At 45.7% G+C, this 13058-nt stretch carries 14 protein-coding genes and 2 pseudogenes; 5 read left to right on the plus strand and 11 right to left on the minus strand.

From position 1 onward, the window contains the following. The first annotated feature begins 177 nt into the window (after positions 1–177). Positions 178–1050, plus strand: a complete 873-nt coding sequence (gene rluF, locus EFER_RS20380) for a 23S rRNA pseudouridine(2604) synthase RluF (protein WP_000936340.1) — start codon at positions 178–180, stop codon at positions 1048–1050. Here rluF (EFER_RS20380) and EFER_RS20385 read toward each other — a convergent pair whose 3' ends face one another. Continuing rightward, positions 1051–1275, minus strand: a complete 225-nt coding sequence (locus EFER_RS20385) for a YjbD family protein (RefSeq protein WP_001201929.1) — start codon at positions 1273–1275, stop codon at positions 1051–1053. A 50-nt stretch (positions 1276–1325) separates the two neighbouring features. Continuing rightward, the gene (locus EFER_RS20390) at positions 1326–2468 is read right to left on the minus strand and encodes a lipopolysaccharide N-acetylglucosaminyltransferase (RefSeq protein WP_000227796.1); all 1143 of its coding nucleotides are present in this window, start codon (positions 2466–2468) and stop codon (positions 1326–1328) included. Between the two features lie 525 nt (positions 2469–2993). Here EFER_RS20390 and EFER_RS24675 point away from each other — a divergent pair. Continuing rightward, positions 2994–3080, plus strand: a pseudogene (locus tag EFER_RS24675) (IS200/IS605 family transposase); the annotation flags it as partial. Between the two features lie 46 nt (positions 3081–3126). Next, positions 3127–3642: pseudogene (rluF, locus tag EFER_RS20395) on the plus strand (23S rRNA pseudouridine(2604) synthase RluF); the annotation flags it as partial. Here rluF (EFER_RS20395) and EFER_RS20400 read toward each other — a convergent pair. After that, complete coding sequence (locus tag EFER_RS20400) at positions 3643–3915, minus strand: YjbD family protein (RefSeq protein WP_001207638.1); 273 nt, start codon at positions 3913–3915, stop codon at positions 3643–3645. Between the two features lie 529 nt (positions 3916–4444). On the opposite strand from EFER_RS20400, the gene EFER_RS20405 reads away from it, so the two are divergent. Both EFER_RS20405 and EFER_RS20410 read left to right on the plus strand, forming a co-directional pair. Then, the gene (locus EFER_RS20405) at positions 4445–5572 is read left to right on the plus strand and encodes a slipin family protein (RefSeq protein WP_000592038.1); all 1128 of its coding nucleotides are present in this window, start codon (positions 4445–4447) and stop codon (positions 5570–5572) included. A gap of 5 nt (positions 5573–5577) precedes the next feature. Next, entirely contained in the window at positions 5578–6369 is a 792-nt protein-coding gene (locus EFER_RS20410; RefSeq protein ID WP_001122142.1) for a nucleotidyltransferase domain-containing protein, read from the plus strand. A gap of 29 nt (positions 6370–6398) precedes the next feature. Here EFER_RS20410 and EFER_RS20415 read toward each other — a convergent pair whose 3' ends face one another. The 8 genes from EFER_RS20415 to EFER_RS20450 all read right to left on the minus strand — a co-directional run bounded on the left by EFER_RS20415 (position 6399) and on the right by EFER_RS20450 (position 13054). Beyond that, positions 6399–7127 (minus strand): hypothetical protein, encoded by a 729-nt coding sequence (locus EFER_RS20415; RefSeq protein WP_000471230.1) that lies wholly within the window; start codon positions 7125–7127, stop codon positions 6399–6401. Positions 7128–7340: 213 nt separating this feature from the next. Next, positions 7341–7796, minus strand: coding sequence for a hypothetical protein (locus EFER_RS20420; RefSeq protein WP_002431754.1), 456 nt, complete (start codon positions 7794–7796; stop codon positions 7341–7343). Next, positions 7793–8500, minus strand: coding sequence for a DUF4376 domain-containing protein (locus tag EFER_RS20425; protein ID WP_001091606.1), 708 nt, complete (start codon positions 8498–8500; stop codon positions 7793–7795). Before EFER_RS20425 ends, EFER_RS20420 begins: the two co-directional genes overlap by 4 nt. After that, the gene (locus tag EFER_RS20430; protein ID WP_000135571.1) at positions 8497–10077 is read right to left on the minus strand and encodes a phage tail protein; all 1581 of its coding nucleotides are present in this window, start codon (positions 10075–10077) and stop codon (positions 8497–8499) included. Before EFER_RS20430 ends, EFER_RS20425 begins: the two co-directional genes overlap by 4 nt. Beyond that, entirely contained in the window at positions 10077–10796 is a 720-nt protein-coding gene (locus EFER_RS20435) for a phage tail protein I (RefSeq protein WP_000359521.1), read from the minus strand. Before EFER_RS20435 ends, EFER_RS20430 begins: the two co-directional genes overlap by 1 nt. Next, positions 10789–11904 (minus strand): baseplate assembly protein, encoded by a 1116-nt coding sequence (locus tag EFER_RS20440; RefSeq protein WP_000951748.1) that lies wholly within the window; start codon positions 11902–11904, stop codon positions 10789–10791. The genes EFER_RS20435 and EFER_RS20440 overlap by 8 nt, the downstream gene beginning before the upstream one ends. Then, a complete protein-coding gene (locus EFER_RS20445; protein WP_001093497.1) occupies positions 11895–12254 on the minus strand; it encodes a GPW/gp25 family protein in 360 nt (119 codons plus the stop codon). The genes EFER_RS20440 and EFER_RS20445 overlap by 10 nt, the downstream gene beginning before the upstream one ends. Before the next feature lie 98 nt (positions 12255–12352). Next, positions 12353–13054 (minus strand): phage baseplate assembly protein V, encoded by a 702-nt coding sequence (locus tag EFER_RS20450; protein WP_000679386.1) that lies wholly within the window; start codon positions 13052–13054, stop codon positions 12353–12355. Between the last annotated feature and the right edge of the window lie 4 nt (positions 13055–13058).

The raw sequence follows: 13058 nt of genomic DNA on the forward strand, positions 1-13058 counted from the left end.
CGTTATTATTTAACTGATTGATATTTATATGTATTTGTTGGTCTTGTTACTGACTTCGATGCCGCTGATTTTTGTGCAGAAAATTGTGGTGGATCACAATTAATTTCACTGTTGCGAAGAAACGCTGTTTTTCCTGCATCAGAGTCAGGGTATATTCCGCGTTTTACAGGAGAATTTATGCTGCCCGACTCATCTATCCGATTAAACAAATACATTAGCGAAAGTGGAATTTGCTCACGACGCGAAGCGGATCGCTTTATTGAACAAGGCAATGTGTTCATCAATGGCAAACGTGCCACCATTGGCGACCAGGTTAAACCAGGCGACGTCGTGAAGGTAAATGGTCGGTTGATTGAGCCGCGTGAAGCAGAAGACTTAGTGCTTATTGCTCTGAACAAACCTGTAGGGATCGTTAGTACTACGGAAGATGGCGAGCGCGACAACATCGTTGATTTCGTCAACCACAGTAAACGCGTGTTCCCGATAGGTCGTCTGGATAAAGACTCTCAGGGGCTGATTTTTCTCACTAACCATGGCGATCTGGTCAATAAGATCCTGCGTGCTGGCAATGATCATGAAAAAGAGTATCTGGTGACGGTCGATAAACCGATCACCGATGAATTTATTCGTGGTATGGGGGCGGGAGTACCGATCCTCGGAACGGTGACGAAAAAGTGCAAAGTCAAAAAAGAAGCACCATTTGTCTTTCGCATTACCCTTGTGCAGGGGCTGAACCGTCAGATCCGGCGCATGTGCGAGCACTTTGGTTACGAAGTGAAAAAGCTGGAACGTACGCGCATTATGAACGTCAGCTTAAGCGGCATTCCGTTGGGTGAGTGGCGCGATTTAACCGACGATGAGCTAATTGATCTCTTTAAATTAATTGAGAATTCTACTTCCGAGGTGAAACCTAAAGCGAAGGCCAAACCGAAAACGGCGGGCATCAAACGCCCGGTGGTGAAGATGGAAAAAACATCAGAAAAAGGTGGCCGCCCGGCGTCAAATGGTAAACGTTTCACCTCGCCGGGGCGTAAGAAAAAAGGGCGCTAATCAGCGCCTGCCGCGCGTCGACGTATTTGCCGACCAGCTAAATGACGCTTCGGGATCGGGTTTATAAGCCTGCTTTTTCTTCAACTGGCGGGCTTTTTTCGCTTCAGCCTCACGTTCAACCATTAATTTATCGATGTACTCTTTCTTGATGCTGTTGGTTTCGGAGTTTGTCAGTACGCGACCATGCGCAATACGCGCGCGAACCAGCAGCGTTTTAGCTCGCATTGCTTGTTAATATTACTTTTAGCAAATAAAATAGAACGTTTTCCATATTTTTAGCTAAACCAGTTACTCAATGTTTTTTCAAATTTATGAGTAACTTGCCACCACAAATAATTTTCCAGAACAAATTTTTTTCCGCACTGTGCAGTATTAAGTAGATCAGAATTAGCAAGTACTGTTTCAATATCTGCTGCAATCGTTTCGGGTGTCATTGGTTCTTGTAAATGATATCCAGTTTCTTTATCTTTTACGAATTCAACCATTCCTCCACGAGTGCTCACCAATACCGGTTTTCCTGAGCCCATAGCTTCTATTGCTACCATACAAAATGGTTCCTGAAATTGAGAAGGAATAACAACTAAATCAGCTAAAGAATAATATTGATGCATTTCTTCAGGAGCAACTCCTCCTAACATATGACAGTGTGAACCGAGTTGTTTAGCTAATTTTTGAATTTGCTGTTGGTAAGCTCCTTTTTCTCCCTTACTTTTGTTTGTATAATCACCTATAACAACCAATTCTATATTATCATGAGATCTAACAATTTTTTCAAATGCTTGCATAAGTAAAATAACTCCTTTTTCAGGAGATATCCTTCCTGCATAAAATATAATTTTTTTATCAGGGGGTATATTTAGATCTGCTTTTTTGATTTTCTTATGCTGTTTATCCATATTATATAAAGTTGTTCCATTTGGAACTATAGCGATTTCAGCATCAGGAAGAAATCCTTTATAGTAGTTTTTTAAATAATTACTGGGAACAATCATTTTCACATTCTTATCCATCCCTCTTGGTTCATAAGCGTTATGCATATGCATTACTATTTTGGCATGAGGTGAGCGCTCGCGAATCTGACGATATAACTTCATGCTATTATGTACAATAATTACACTATCATCTGTAATGTTGAAATTTTTAGCAATATTCAAAATTCTTTGGGAATAAGGAAGTGGATCTATACGTGTCCATTTCTGAAATACACGTTTATAAATTCGACTAAATCCAATGCGATGAATTGAGCATCGTTCATTGACAGTAGTAACGTCAGAATACCCATCTTCTTTTATACAAATAATTCTGTTCGGTATTCTTGTCATTTTAGCAACCTGATAAATCCAGGTTTCTACTGCAGCGGCGCCACGTGGAGGAATGGAAAAAATTGGTGTAACAGTGAAAATTATTTTATCAACCATGAATTATTATCCTTTTCAATCGTTATTTTGCGGTGTTGAATTTTAATAAAAATGAGAGTTGATTGTATGTATGAATGTTGATTTATTTAAGCACCAGCCTTTGTGTTGTGCTAACAGCAACGTGTTATCTGACCCATTTTTATTAGTGATAATCTTACTTTCCCGGAGGAATGAGACACTAAACATGCTGTTTCCTTGCATCGTCAGTTAGGAGACTAAAGGACAAACTATATTTGAAGTGATTTATAACGCAATATCTTTGTGCTTAAAAAAATGATTTTATTTGTTGTGCAAATACATTATGCAAATTAATTTGTTTTGTAAATGTGTTATTATCTGACTCTGCGTCGTAACTCAGTTTATTACTATAAAAAAGGACATTGTGCTCGGCGTTATTGTTTTTAAAAAATCACTAGCTGGTGGACTGGTGGCTCAATAAATCTTTCAGTTTCGGAACAGTTATAAAAAACCTTGCAGTTTGGCTACTGAAAAAGTTAAGCAAGAAATCAAAGGGGTCGCAATGGTTTACGAATCCTGCTAGCTGAAAGCTGTGCCGACCATATCTACATACTCGTAGACATCCCTCTGAAGATGAGTGTGTAGAGTTTCATGTGATATTTGAAGGGGAAAAGCAAGTCTGATGCTTCATGAGCAGTTTGGCGATCTGGTCAATAAGATCCTGCGTGTTGGCAATGATCATGAAAAAGAGTATCTGGTGACGGTCGATAAACCGATCACCGATGAATTTATTCGTGGTATGGGGGCGGGAGTACCGATCCTCGGAACGGTGACGAAAAAGTGCAAAGTCAAAAAAGAAGCACCATTTGTCTTTCGCATTACCCTTGTGCAGGGGCTGAACCGTCAGATCCGGCGCATGTGCGAGCACTTTGGTTACGAAGTGAAAAAGCTGGAACGTACGCGCATTATGAACGTCAGCTTAAGCGGCATTCCGTTGGGTGAGTGGCGCGATTTAACCGACGATGAGCTAATTGATCTCTTTAAATTAATTGAGAATTCTACTTCCGAGGTGAAACCTAAAGCGAAGGCCAAACCGAAAACGGCGGGCATCAAACGCCCGGTGGTGAAGATGGAAAAAACATCAGAAAAAGGTGGCCGCCCGGCGTCAAATGGTAAACGTTTCACCTCGCCGGGGCGTAAGAAAAAAGGGCGCTAATCAGCGCCTGCCGCGCGTCGACGTATTTGCCGACCAGCTAAATGACGCTTCGGGATCGGGTTTATAAGCCTGCTTTTTCTTCAACTGGCGGGCTTTTTTCGCTTCAGCCTCACGTTCAACCATTAATTTATCGATGTACTCTTTCTTGATGCTGTTGGTTTCGGAGTTTGTCAGTACGCGACCATGCGCAATACGCGCCCGATCCAGCAGTGTTTTAAGTTCACGTTGCTCGCGCTCAGTCATCTCTTTTTGGGTAATACGCGGGAGTGCCATAGATGTTGCCCTCAGTTAGCCGATGGATTCAGTGTACGGGAATTCATTTGCAAGCAGAACTGATAATATTCCTTTGTTCTCTTCTTAAATATTTATCTTTCTTGATAATTGACGATAAATACAGATACAAATTTGGTGAAAAAATTTCCCGCTACAAACAACAGTAATTTATTAACTCTTTATTTTTCATTTGGTTAAAAATATTTCTCAATTCTGGCACGCTTTTCGCAATAACAATTTTGCGTTGATACTGAATTTCAAAGGGGGTTAAACCCCGTCGGCACACCAGGAACGGCCAGGCTGTTTTCCGGGCGTGTTCCGTCAGCCTTTGACGCTAATTACGGGTTCGATTCCCGAATTCATTCCTGAAATGAATACTGGTTGTAACTTATTAAATAAAAAATGGGGGATTGCGCAGTCAGCGATCCCCGATAACGTCGCCGATAAAGACGCCGGGATACAGGCAAAAGGGAATTCCCCTGTCTCTTCGTGTCTGCTTCCGCGACAGCTATTAAGCAAGGAATAGATAATGATTAAAAAAATAAGCGTAAGAAAAGATCAGCTGGCATTACTCTCCAGAAATGGCGATTACTACAAAGTGCTGCATGCAGGCGAGCATCTTTTACCCTGGTTAAATACGCCAGAAGTCTTGCTGATTACGCTCGATGGCAGCGAAGTTCCCGACGTGCTGGCGGATTATTTGCGCCGCTTTCAGCCTGATTGGGTGGAAAGATATTGCGTGGTGGCCGACTTGTCGGAGACTGAAGCCGGGGCGTTGTATATGGACGGTATTTTGCTGGAGATCCTGCCGCCATCAACGCGTCGTTTGTACTGGCGTGTAGAGGATGATTTGACGCTTGTGCGGATGAATACGCAGCAAGTCCAGGTTCAAACGGAGGTGATGAATGCGGTATTGCAGCCACGGCGCAAAGGGGCAGTTAAAGGCCGCGATGCGATACTGACGGTGCAGGTTCCGGCCTGGCACGTAGGCGTGCTGAAAATCGATGGTGAAACGCAGGCGCTGTTACCGCCGGGGCTGACCGCATACTGGAAAATAAATCATCTGGTTGAAGCTGAAGTTGTCGACACCCGCTTACAGGTTCTGGAAGTCAGCGGGCAAGAAATCTTAACGAAAGATAAGGTCAATCTGCGGATTAACCTCGCAGCTAACTGGCGCTACAGCGACGTGTTATTGGCATTTAGTCAGTTAACGAAGCCGGTTGATCATTTGTATCGGGAATTGCAATTTGCACTGCGTGAAGCTGTAGGTACGCGTACGCTGGATGAATTACTGGAAGATAAACAGGTCATTGATGACGTTGTCAGCGAACAGGTGAAATCGCGCATGTTGCCATTTGGTATGGAGATTGCCTCATTAGGGGTGAAAGATATCGTCCTGCCTGGTGATATGAAAAATATCCTTGCGCAGCTGGTTGAGGCAGAGAAATCTGCGCAGGCCAATGTGATTCGCCGACGTGAAGAAACGGCAGCGACGCGCTCGTTGCTGAACACCGCGAAGGTCATGGAAAACAACCCGGTAGCGCTGCGTTTAAAAGAGCTGGAAACGCTGGAGAGAGTGGCTGAGCGGATCGATAACATCTCTGTATTTGGCGGTCTGGACCAGGTTCTGCACGGGTTAGTTAATATCAAAGGATGAGTCAAATGCCAATAAATGGAGTCAGTGCTGCGATGCGCGAACGGGTATCGCAGCAATTAAAAGAAATAGAACGTCGCTATGGCGTGAAAGTGCTGTACGCCTGCGAATCGGGGAGTCGCGGTTGGGGATTTGCCTCTCCCGACAGCGACTACGATGTACGATTTTTGTATGTTCACCCGCTGGAATGGTATCTGCGGGTGGAGGCGCCGCGCGATGTTATTGAGTTGCCTATTGACGACGAGTTAGATGTTTCAGGCTGGGAGTGGCGCAAGGCGCTGGGATTACTGAAAGGAGCGAATCCGACGCTGATAGAATGGCTGGATTCTCCGGTGGTCTATCAACAAGATGAAGAAACGATAACGCCGCTTAAGGCAATGGTGCCGAAGTGGTTTTCTCCGCTGCGTGCGCGTTGGCATTATTATTCGATGGCGCGGAAAAACTTTCGCGGTTATTTGCAGGGCGACGTAGTTCGGCTGAAAAAATACTTTTACGTGCTGCGACCACTACTGGCTGTGCGTTGGGTTGAAGCGGGAAAAGGCGTACCGCCAATGCGCTTTGCCGAGTTACTGGCGGGAAGCGAGCTTGATGCACCGTTACGTGCAGAAATAGACGAACTGCTGGAACGTAAACAGCGCGCGGGAGAAGCGGAATATGGTCCGCGCCGTCCTTTGTTACATGCGTTTATTCGTGTGGAACTGGCGCGTGGGGAAATTCCACCAGTGTTACCGGACAGCAGGGACGGAGATGCCAGGGAACTGGATGGGTTGTTGTATCAAACAGTGATACGCCGGGCGTGATGCCCGGCGCCTTCCAATAAAAAAGTTTTTTACCGAAGAGAATATTTGAGCTGTTTAAATTTGCTGCAGAGTGTGTTTTTTATGCTGAAACCTGGAACCCAGTGGAGAGCTGTGTTCCAGGGACGAGGTGAACCGTGAAAACATACAATTTTTGCATCCGATGGCAATTCTCCGTTTGCTTTACCATCGTGTAAGTCAGGATTAAAGCCTATCATTTTAGGCGTCGCTATATTCGCTTTGTAACTGATAATTTGTCCTGGAAAAATATCCTGCCATCTTTCAGCGTCATGACATACTCTGCCGATAAATCCCTGATCCCCATGATATGGCGGCTTTCTGGTTGAATTTATTTCAGTTTCAGGCGATCTCATAAACTCTTCCCAGACAAGTTTTTTGGCGTCCGCAGGAATGAACATTATTCCAGTCGCAGGAGCAGCATTGGAACCATGCTGCGAGAAGTCGTTCAGTAATGTTACTTTTTTCATTTTAGTAAACTGTGTAATATCACCGACGATTACAGTATCAATATCAATATAAAGTATATCTTCATTCCCGATAACAGGATGTTCGGGATTAAATAGCTCTAATTTTGCCCACCATCCTGGCCAATTATACAGTAATGGAGTGGTTTGAACCCCTTTGATTTCTGAAGCATCCGTCATGCAAATGGAATTATACCCATCCAGCTGCTGGTGAAGCCATTGTGCATGTTTAATAGTGAAATCCTTACTTTGTCTGAGAACTGAGACAATAAACATGTAATTTCCCTGTAGCGATTAGCAAAATATATAAGTAGTGAACTATATTTGATGTAATTTACAATGCAATAGTTATTGTATTTAAATTCTTCTATATTCACTCAGTGGATGGTTAATATGGAAATATAATTACTGTGAATATTTATAAGCATGTGCTTTGTTTGTGATGGAATATACAGCCTGATTAAAGCCGGGCTTGAAGCCCGGCGTAGTTTATGGTTGATATTGCCAACTGTTAACTAAAGCGTACAAGTGGTTTGGGGAATAGCGCCAACTTTCTTTTAATTGCAGAAATTCGGCACAAAATTCGCTACAAAACAGGCGATCGCGCTGTTCTTTATTGCCGGTGATAATTCCTAAGGCTCCACGCCAGTCGTATTTTTTGCCATCATGTTTACGGAAAAAAGCTTCTACATCCTGAAGGCTGACCTGGAGCGGCAGCATATCCCACTTGTCTGGCGGTAAAGGCATTATCTTTCCACGAACGCCGCGATCGCGCAGAGAGGCGGAGTAACAAAGGTAACTCTTTTCTCCATGTGCTACGGCTAATTCACAGTGGGAATAACTGCCGCGAGTGATTTTGCGTGTAAGCCAGTCAGCCAGTCTCGCAATAACCCGGTGCTCTGTTCGCCCTTTATAGCAAGCGAGCCAGACTGTAGTTTTACTCATGGTTGCCAGCCTGTTGAATAATCGTAGTCGAGTACCGACTGAATATCGTCCAGAGCTTCCACCGCCGCGATATGGCGTTGGGCGTTGGCAAACAAGCGTATATCGTGATCCATTGTGACGGATTCAAACTGGGCAGCGATTTCGTTGGTTAACTCAGTCAGACCATTATTTTTAGTTTTCCACATTAAACCTGGCGGAATTTTTTTCTCCGCTCCCATTTTTGTGAGTGAGAGTTGTTGGATGCGGCTGCTTGTATCACTGTGGAAGTAATTGTCGTTGATGATGATGTAGTCGGTAGTGATGGAGTCGCGCAATGTTTTGATTTCGGCACATTTCGCCTGTTTAGCATCATCAATTGATGGCTGCCATTTTTCGCCATCCCAACGCTCAAAAGTACTGGTAGGGGAAATGATGGTGACAGTTTCAGGCAATTGACCCAATTTATTAATAATAATCTGGCTGCCATCAACTTTGTTATAAACAGTTTGGCCTCGATGATCTTCAATAAGTTCCCATTTATTAATTGACCATATAGAAGTAAAACCTGCAATTTTTTGTGGTGGTGGTGTTAATGTGCAGTAATTCGGTAGTCCAGTGTTTGGTGCTATATATACATTGGACTCACCAATAAATTCTTGTGTGTCTGGTGAAAAATTAAAAACAGATAAAATTTGTGCGTTATCGGAAAAAGTAAAAGTATTCATGCAAGCCTCACAATATAATTGAATGCAATGTTTTTAACAGTATTTTCTGTATTGCCAGTGTTATTGATGATAATTGAGTGATTATGTGTACCTAACACAATATTATGTGTATGACTTCCCAGTGCGATTGTATGTGCATGGGCGCCAATCGTAATACTATGATAATGACTACCAGCAGACTCAGTAGGTTCTCTGTAGTTCTCATCTGAATTGGGGCTGTTCCATAAAGACGGTCCATCTTTACCTTCTGCACCATCAGTTGGTATTCGGTGTGTATGTTCTCCAGATGTGCTTGTATTTCTACTTCCATGATTAAATGAAGCTGTAGTTTTTGTTCCTAAGTCCGTAGAGGTAGATGTTATTGTCCCTAAATTGGTACTAGAAATACTGCCCGTATGGTTATGTGATTTAACTCCATCCAGTTCAGTAGATAATATAGCGCGCCCACTGGATGGTTTTCCTTTAATTATCCATCCGCGCATATCAGGAATAACGCCAGATGGATATGCAATTGCCAGTTTGGGATAGGAGGTTTTATTAAATGTCTGACCAGTCATCAGAGCGTAGCCTGAAGGTACAGAATCAGATGGCCAGGGTATAGGCATCCCTACAGGACAGCTTTCCGCAGCAATAGCCTTATCCATCGCTGCCTTAACCGCGTTCGGCGTTGCAGCTTCCGTCGTACTGGTGCTGTTGGTCGCATTATTAAGTTTCACGACCCCTTTTTGTGTCAGCGTACCGTCGGGGATACCTGTTATTTGCCCCCAGGCATGGGTATGGCTGGACGGTGCCGCAGCAATAGCCTTGTCCATCGCTGCTTTAACAGCACTTGGCGTTGCAGCTTCCGTTGTACTGGTGCTATTTGTTGTGTTGTTAAGTTTAACGACTCCTTTCTGCGTCAGTGTACCATCAGGGATACCAGTAATCTGACTCCAGGCATGATTATGACTGGTGGCAGCTTTGCTATTTGCCAGGTCATATGCCGTTTTTACCGCTTTTGGCGTGGCCGCTTTGGTTTCATCATCGCTATTAGTCGCATTACTCAGCTGCGTAAAACCTTTTTGTGTCAGCGTCGCATCAGGATGATTTCGTGATTGCTGATGTGTTTTCAACGCGTCATCGACATATTCCCTGGTTGCCACAACGACTGAAGGGTCGATCAAAAGCGTCACCGCATCTGCATTGGTGACTTCCATGACCGCGCGTATAACGATTTGCTTACTGGCCCCCGCAGGTAATCGTGGCTTATAGGTTTCAGGGATTTTTCCGATAGCGACCAGCGTGCCGTCGGTATCCAGTAACCCAACTTCGCGTACATACCAGCCTCCGACTTGTTCGGGAATAATCGCTTCCGCGATAACCCAGGCCGGATTATCTGGCGCAATTTTTAACGTATTGAGCTGACCACGCCAGACCTCATGGACTACTTTAGTCTGACTTTCTGTCGGTTCGATATATTTACCATTACCGTCGCCAACTACCATAGTTTGCAGACGGATCTGTTTTTGCTCCGTCAATGCAGAGGCAATTTTGGCTTTGCCTGCAGTAGTTAATATTGTAAAAAATTCACTTGCCATTATTCCTCCGGATATACAGACATAATTTCGGTGCTCCAGTATCCTGTGCCGACCTTCATCGGTTGGGATTGTGTAAGGCGATCGGGTTGATAAGGTAGTAGTTGGATATATTCCTCCACACAATAACCCGTCGCTAAAAATATTCCTGATGACTGGCTGAGGCTTTCTGCAACAGGAGGCAATACTGTAATGACTTCCCCTCCTTGCATGGCGCTGCCAATAACTGGTATTGGGCTTCGATTAATAAGCCAAATAACAATGCTTTCCAGCTTTGAACGAACATTTTTATATTCATGAATTAATGTGATAAGTGCATTGAATTCATCTTCATTTAATCCTTTTTCCTCTAGTGTAATATTTACCTTAAAAAAATAAGCCCTTCCCCCATATTCAAACCATTCTGAAATAGTTCCGGGTAAGGAAAGTATTTCCAGCACCCGCCGTACCGCCCAAATTGTTCCTTTATATTTATGCAGTTCAATGGCTTGTTTAATTAACTCGCGCTTCTCCCGCTCATCGGTGGTAAATAACCAACCTTCCAGCCCCTGAACGTGAAATTGTTCTGCAAGGGCTGGTAATGCCGAAGCATCAACCAGGTCGACCAGATAAACCATCAACGCCGTCAGATCGAGTTGGGCAAAACGCTCGGCGGCGATGTTTGCCAGAATCGAAAAACGCTCATCGCTGGCAAGCGGCGGCGGTGGCAGCAATTTATCCATCGCTGACTCCGGCAATCGTGACGTCTATTGCAGTGCATTCCGCCCATTCATGCGCCTGCAAAATACGTTTTGTAGGCATATTCAGCGCAACGTCATAGACGCCATCGACCTGTAACACTTTGATTATCTGGTTTGGCACAATGTCCTGCCCCAGATGTTTCTGCCGCTGTTGCGTCCAGAGGCTAATCGCTTTACGCGCCGCAGCCAGCGTTGTCTCCTGATCGGCGGTGGTAAACAGCGTTAGCTGAGCACGGATCTCATACGGCACTCGAAGAGCGCATTTCGCACTCACTTTGTCGGTCAGCGGACGTTTTTTCTCCTTGCTAACCTCCTGTTCGATTTGCGCGAGCAGTTCTGTTCCCGGCAGTCCGTTCAGGGTTAGCGGGTAGATCTCCACGCAGCCTTCTGGCAATCCCTCGTCCGGCCCCAGTACTGCAACGTCAATAATCGACTGGCTAACAGAAAGCGTATGAAAGCGGTATGCGCCATAGCTGCCCGCATTACTAAAGCTTTCTGGTGCCAGTTGGATACGCTGGCGCAATGCGTCATCGCTCTCCTCACCGCAGCCGCCCGTTGACGCAGTCAGGTTAGTTACGTTGATGTCATAATGACCCATCCTGTCGACCAGTGCGCTAATTTGTGCAGGCTGCCAGCCGTTGCCCTGTTCACCTGCTGCGAGGCTGGTGGCAGGAACGGCGATATGCAAACTCCTGGCCGGAAGCAGAACATCTTCATCGGTGGCGAACATCACGCTATCAGAGGCACTGGCCCGCGTCCCCTGGGGAATCAGGATATTGCTGGTATACGCACTGACGACCGAAAACTGCAACGTCGTTTTTGCAGGCTGCGCAGGCAAACGGTGAACGCCCACCAACTCCCCTAAATAATCCAGCATTGGCGCGCGGGAATACGCGACCAGGTTTTGTTTCGCCGCTTCCTGAATGGCGATGCGTACAAGGTTTTCACGATAGGCAAACAGGTCGATGAGCAACCGCTCAGCCTGTGCCGGATAGAGTTTTTTACCACTGGCATCTTCGTATTGCGCAATCATCTCACTGGTAATTTGCGCAGGATCGCGGTCAATAAAATTGGGTTCGGCTATCGCCATAACACCTCCGTTGAGTTGATAACGCCGTCAGCGGCGCGCCATTGCACACGTAACGTCAGATGTTCGCCGTCGATTACTGGTGTCAGCTTCAGCAACCGACAGCGCGGTTCCCACTGGCGGATGGCTTCCACCGACTCCCGTACCACATGCGGGATTGCCCGCTCGATGGGGTAATCGATGTAGTGCCACAAGTTGCTGCCAAACAGCGGTCTGTGGGGATCACTGCCGCGCGGTGTACGCAGAATGATGTGTATTGCCTGGTGAATATCATCCAGCCCGCAGACGTATTCTTCAGGCCGCTGCAAGGCCGGTTGCCAGTGCAGCGTTGAGGGTCGTGTTTTTGTGTTCATGAGGGTATTTTCGCCCTGAACGGGCTGTGGCGATATTAAAGCGATTTAGAAAACTGATTGATTAAAAAGAGAAAACCCGCCATCAGGCGGGTTAAACGTCAGTGTGTATGGTGGTTGGAGTTGCCACCGCTGTCCTGCAATGCGCCGCTGGCCTGAACGTTGCCGATCACGTTGACATTGCCAGTTATCGTGGCGGCGTTACCGATGCCTCCACTTCCTGCCATCCCGCCAAGCCAGGTGAGTTTTTTCATTACCGTGACGTTGCCAGTAAAGGTGCTCATGGGCGCATCTACCGTCACTGCTGCCGCTTTAACATCGACCTTAGTGGCGTCGATGCTGACATCGGTCGCTTTAACATCGACAGTATCGGAAGTCACGATGACCTGTTGGGCTTTAATCTCAACGTTGGGTGATGTCAGGCGGGTACTGTCGATAACCTCAATCACGATTTTCTCGATACCGCCGTTAATCGTCAGCTGGTGCGTGCTGCGGTCATATTCAAACGCTGCGCCATCAGAAAACTGGACGTAACGTTTATCGCGCGAGGCCACAGGCGCGGTGTCAACCGTAGAATAAACTGCGCCCAGCACCACGCCATCTTCACCGTTATTGTCCAGCAGAACTTCCACTTGCTCGCCCATATCCGGTAGCCAGTAGTCTTTATTGTCCTGGGAATTGCGTTGAAGTACCGCAAGCCAGTTGCTCTTCAGATTGTCACACTCCGGGAGCGTGACCCGCACCCGAACGCTGGTTTCGTCAATATCGATGATAATCCCCGTTTGCCGGGTTACTCCTTTCATATTT

The sequence above is a fragment of the Escherichia fergusonii ATCC 35469 genome (assembly GCF_000026225.1).
Classification (GTDB): domain Bacteria; phylum Pseudomonadota; class Gammaproteobacteria; order Enterobacterales; family Enterobacteriaceae; genus Escherichia; species Escherichia fergusonii.

Coding starts and splice junctions, on each gene's coding strand:
- rluF (WP_000936340.1), top strand. CDS start 178: ATGCTGCCCGACTCATCTATCCGATTAAACAAATACATTAGCGAAAGT.
- EFER_RS20385 (WP_001201929.1), bottom strand. CDS start 1,275: ATGCGAGCTAAAACGCTGCTGGTTCGCGCGCGTATTGCGCATGGTCGC.
- EFER_RS20390 (WP_000227796.1), bottom strand. CDS start 2,468: ATGGTTGATAAAATAATTTTCACTGTTACACCAATTTTTTCCATTCCT.
- EFER_RS20400 (WP_001207638.1), bottom strand. CDS start 3,915: ATGGCACTCCCGCGTATTACCCAAAAAGAGATGACTGAGCGCGAGCAA.
- EFER_RS20405 (WP_000592038.1), top strand. CDS start 4,445: ATGATTAAAAAAATAAGCGTAAGAAAAGATCAGCTGGCATTACTCTCC.
- EFER_RS20410 (WP_001122142.1), top strand. CDS start 5,578: ATGCCAATAAATGGAGTCAGTGCTGCGATGCGCGAACGGGTATCGCAG.
- EFER_RS20415 (WP_000471230.1), bottom strand. CDS start 7,127: ATGTTTATTGTCTCAGTTCTCAGACAAAGTAAGGATTTCACTATTAAA.
- EFER_RS20420 (WP_002431754.1), bottom strand. CDS start 7,796: ATGAGTAAAACTACAGTCTGGCTCGCTTGCTATAAAGGGCGAACAGAG.
- EFER_RS20425 (WP_001091606.1), bottom strand. CDS start 8,500: ATGAATACTTTTACTTTTTCCGATAACGCACAAATTTTATCTGTTTTT.
- EFER_RS20430 (WP_000135571.1), bottom strand. CDS start 10,077: ATGGCAAGTGAATTTTTTACAATATTAACTACTGCAGGCAAAGCCAAA.
- EFER_RS20435 (WP_000359521.1), bottom strand. CDS start 10,796: ATGGATAAATTGCTGCCACCGCCGCCGCTTGCCAGCGATGAGCGTTTT.
- EFER_RS20440 (WP_000951748.1), bottom strand. CDS start 11,904: ATGGCGATAGCCGAACCCAATTTTATTGACCGCGATCCTGCGCAAATT.
- EFER_RS20445 (WP_001093497.1), bottom strand. CDS start 12,254: ATGAACACAAAAACACGACCCTCAACGCTGCACTGGCAACCGGCCTTG.
- EFER_RS20450 (WP_000679386.1), bottom strand. CDS start 13,054: ATGAAAGGAGTAACCCGGCAAACGGGGATTATCATCGATATTGACGAA.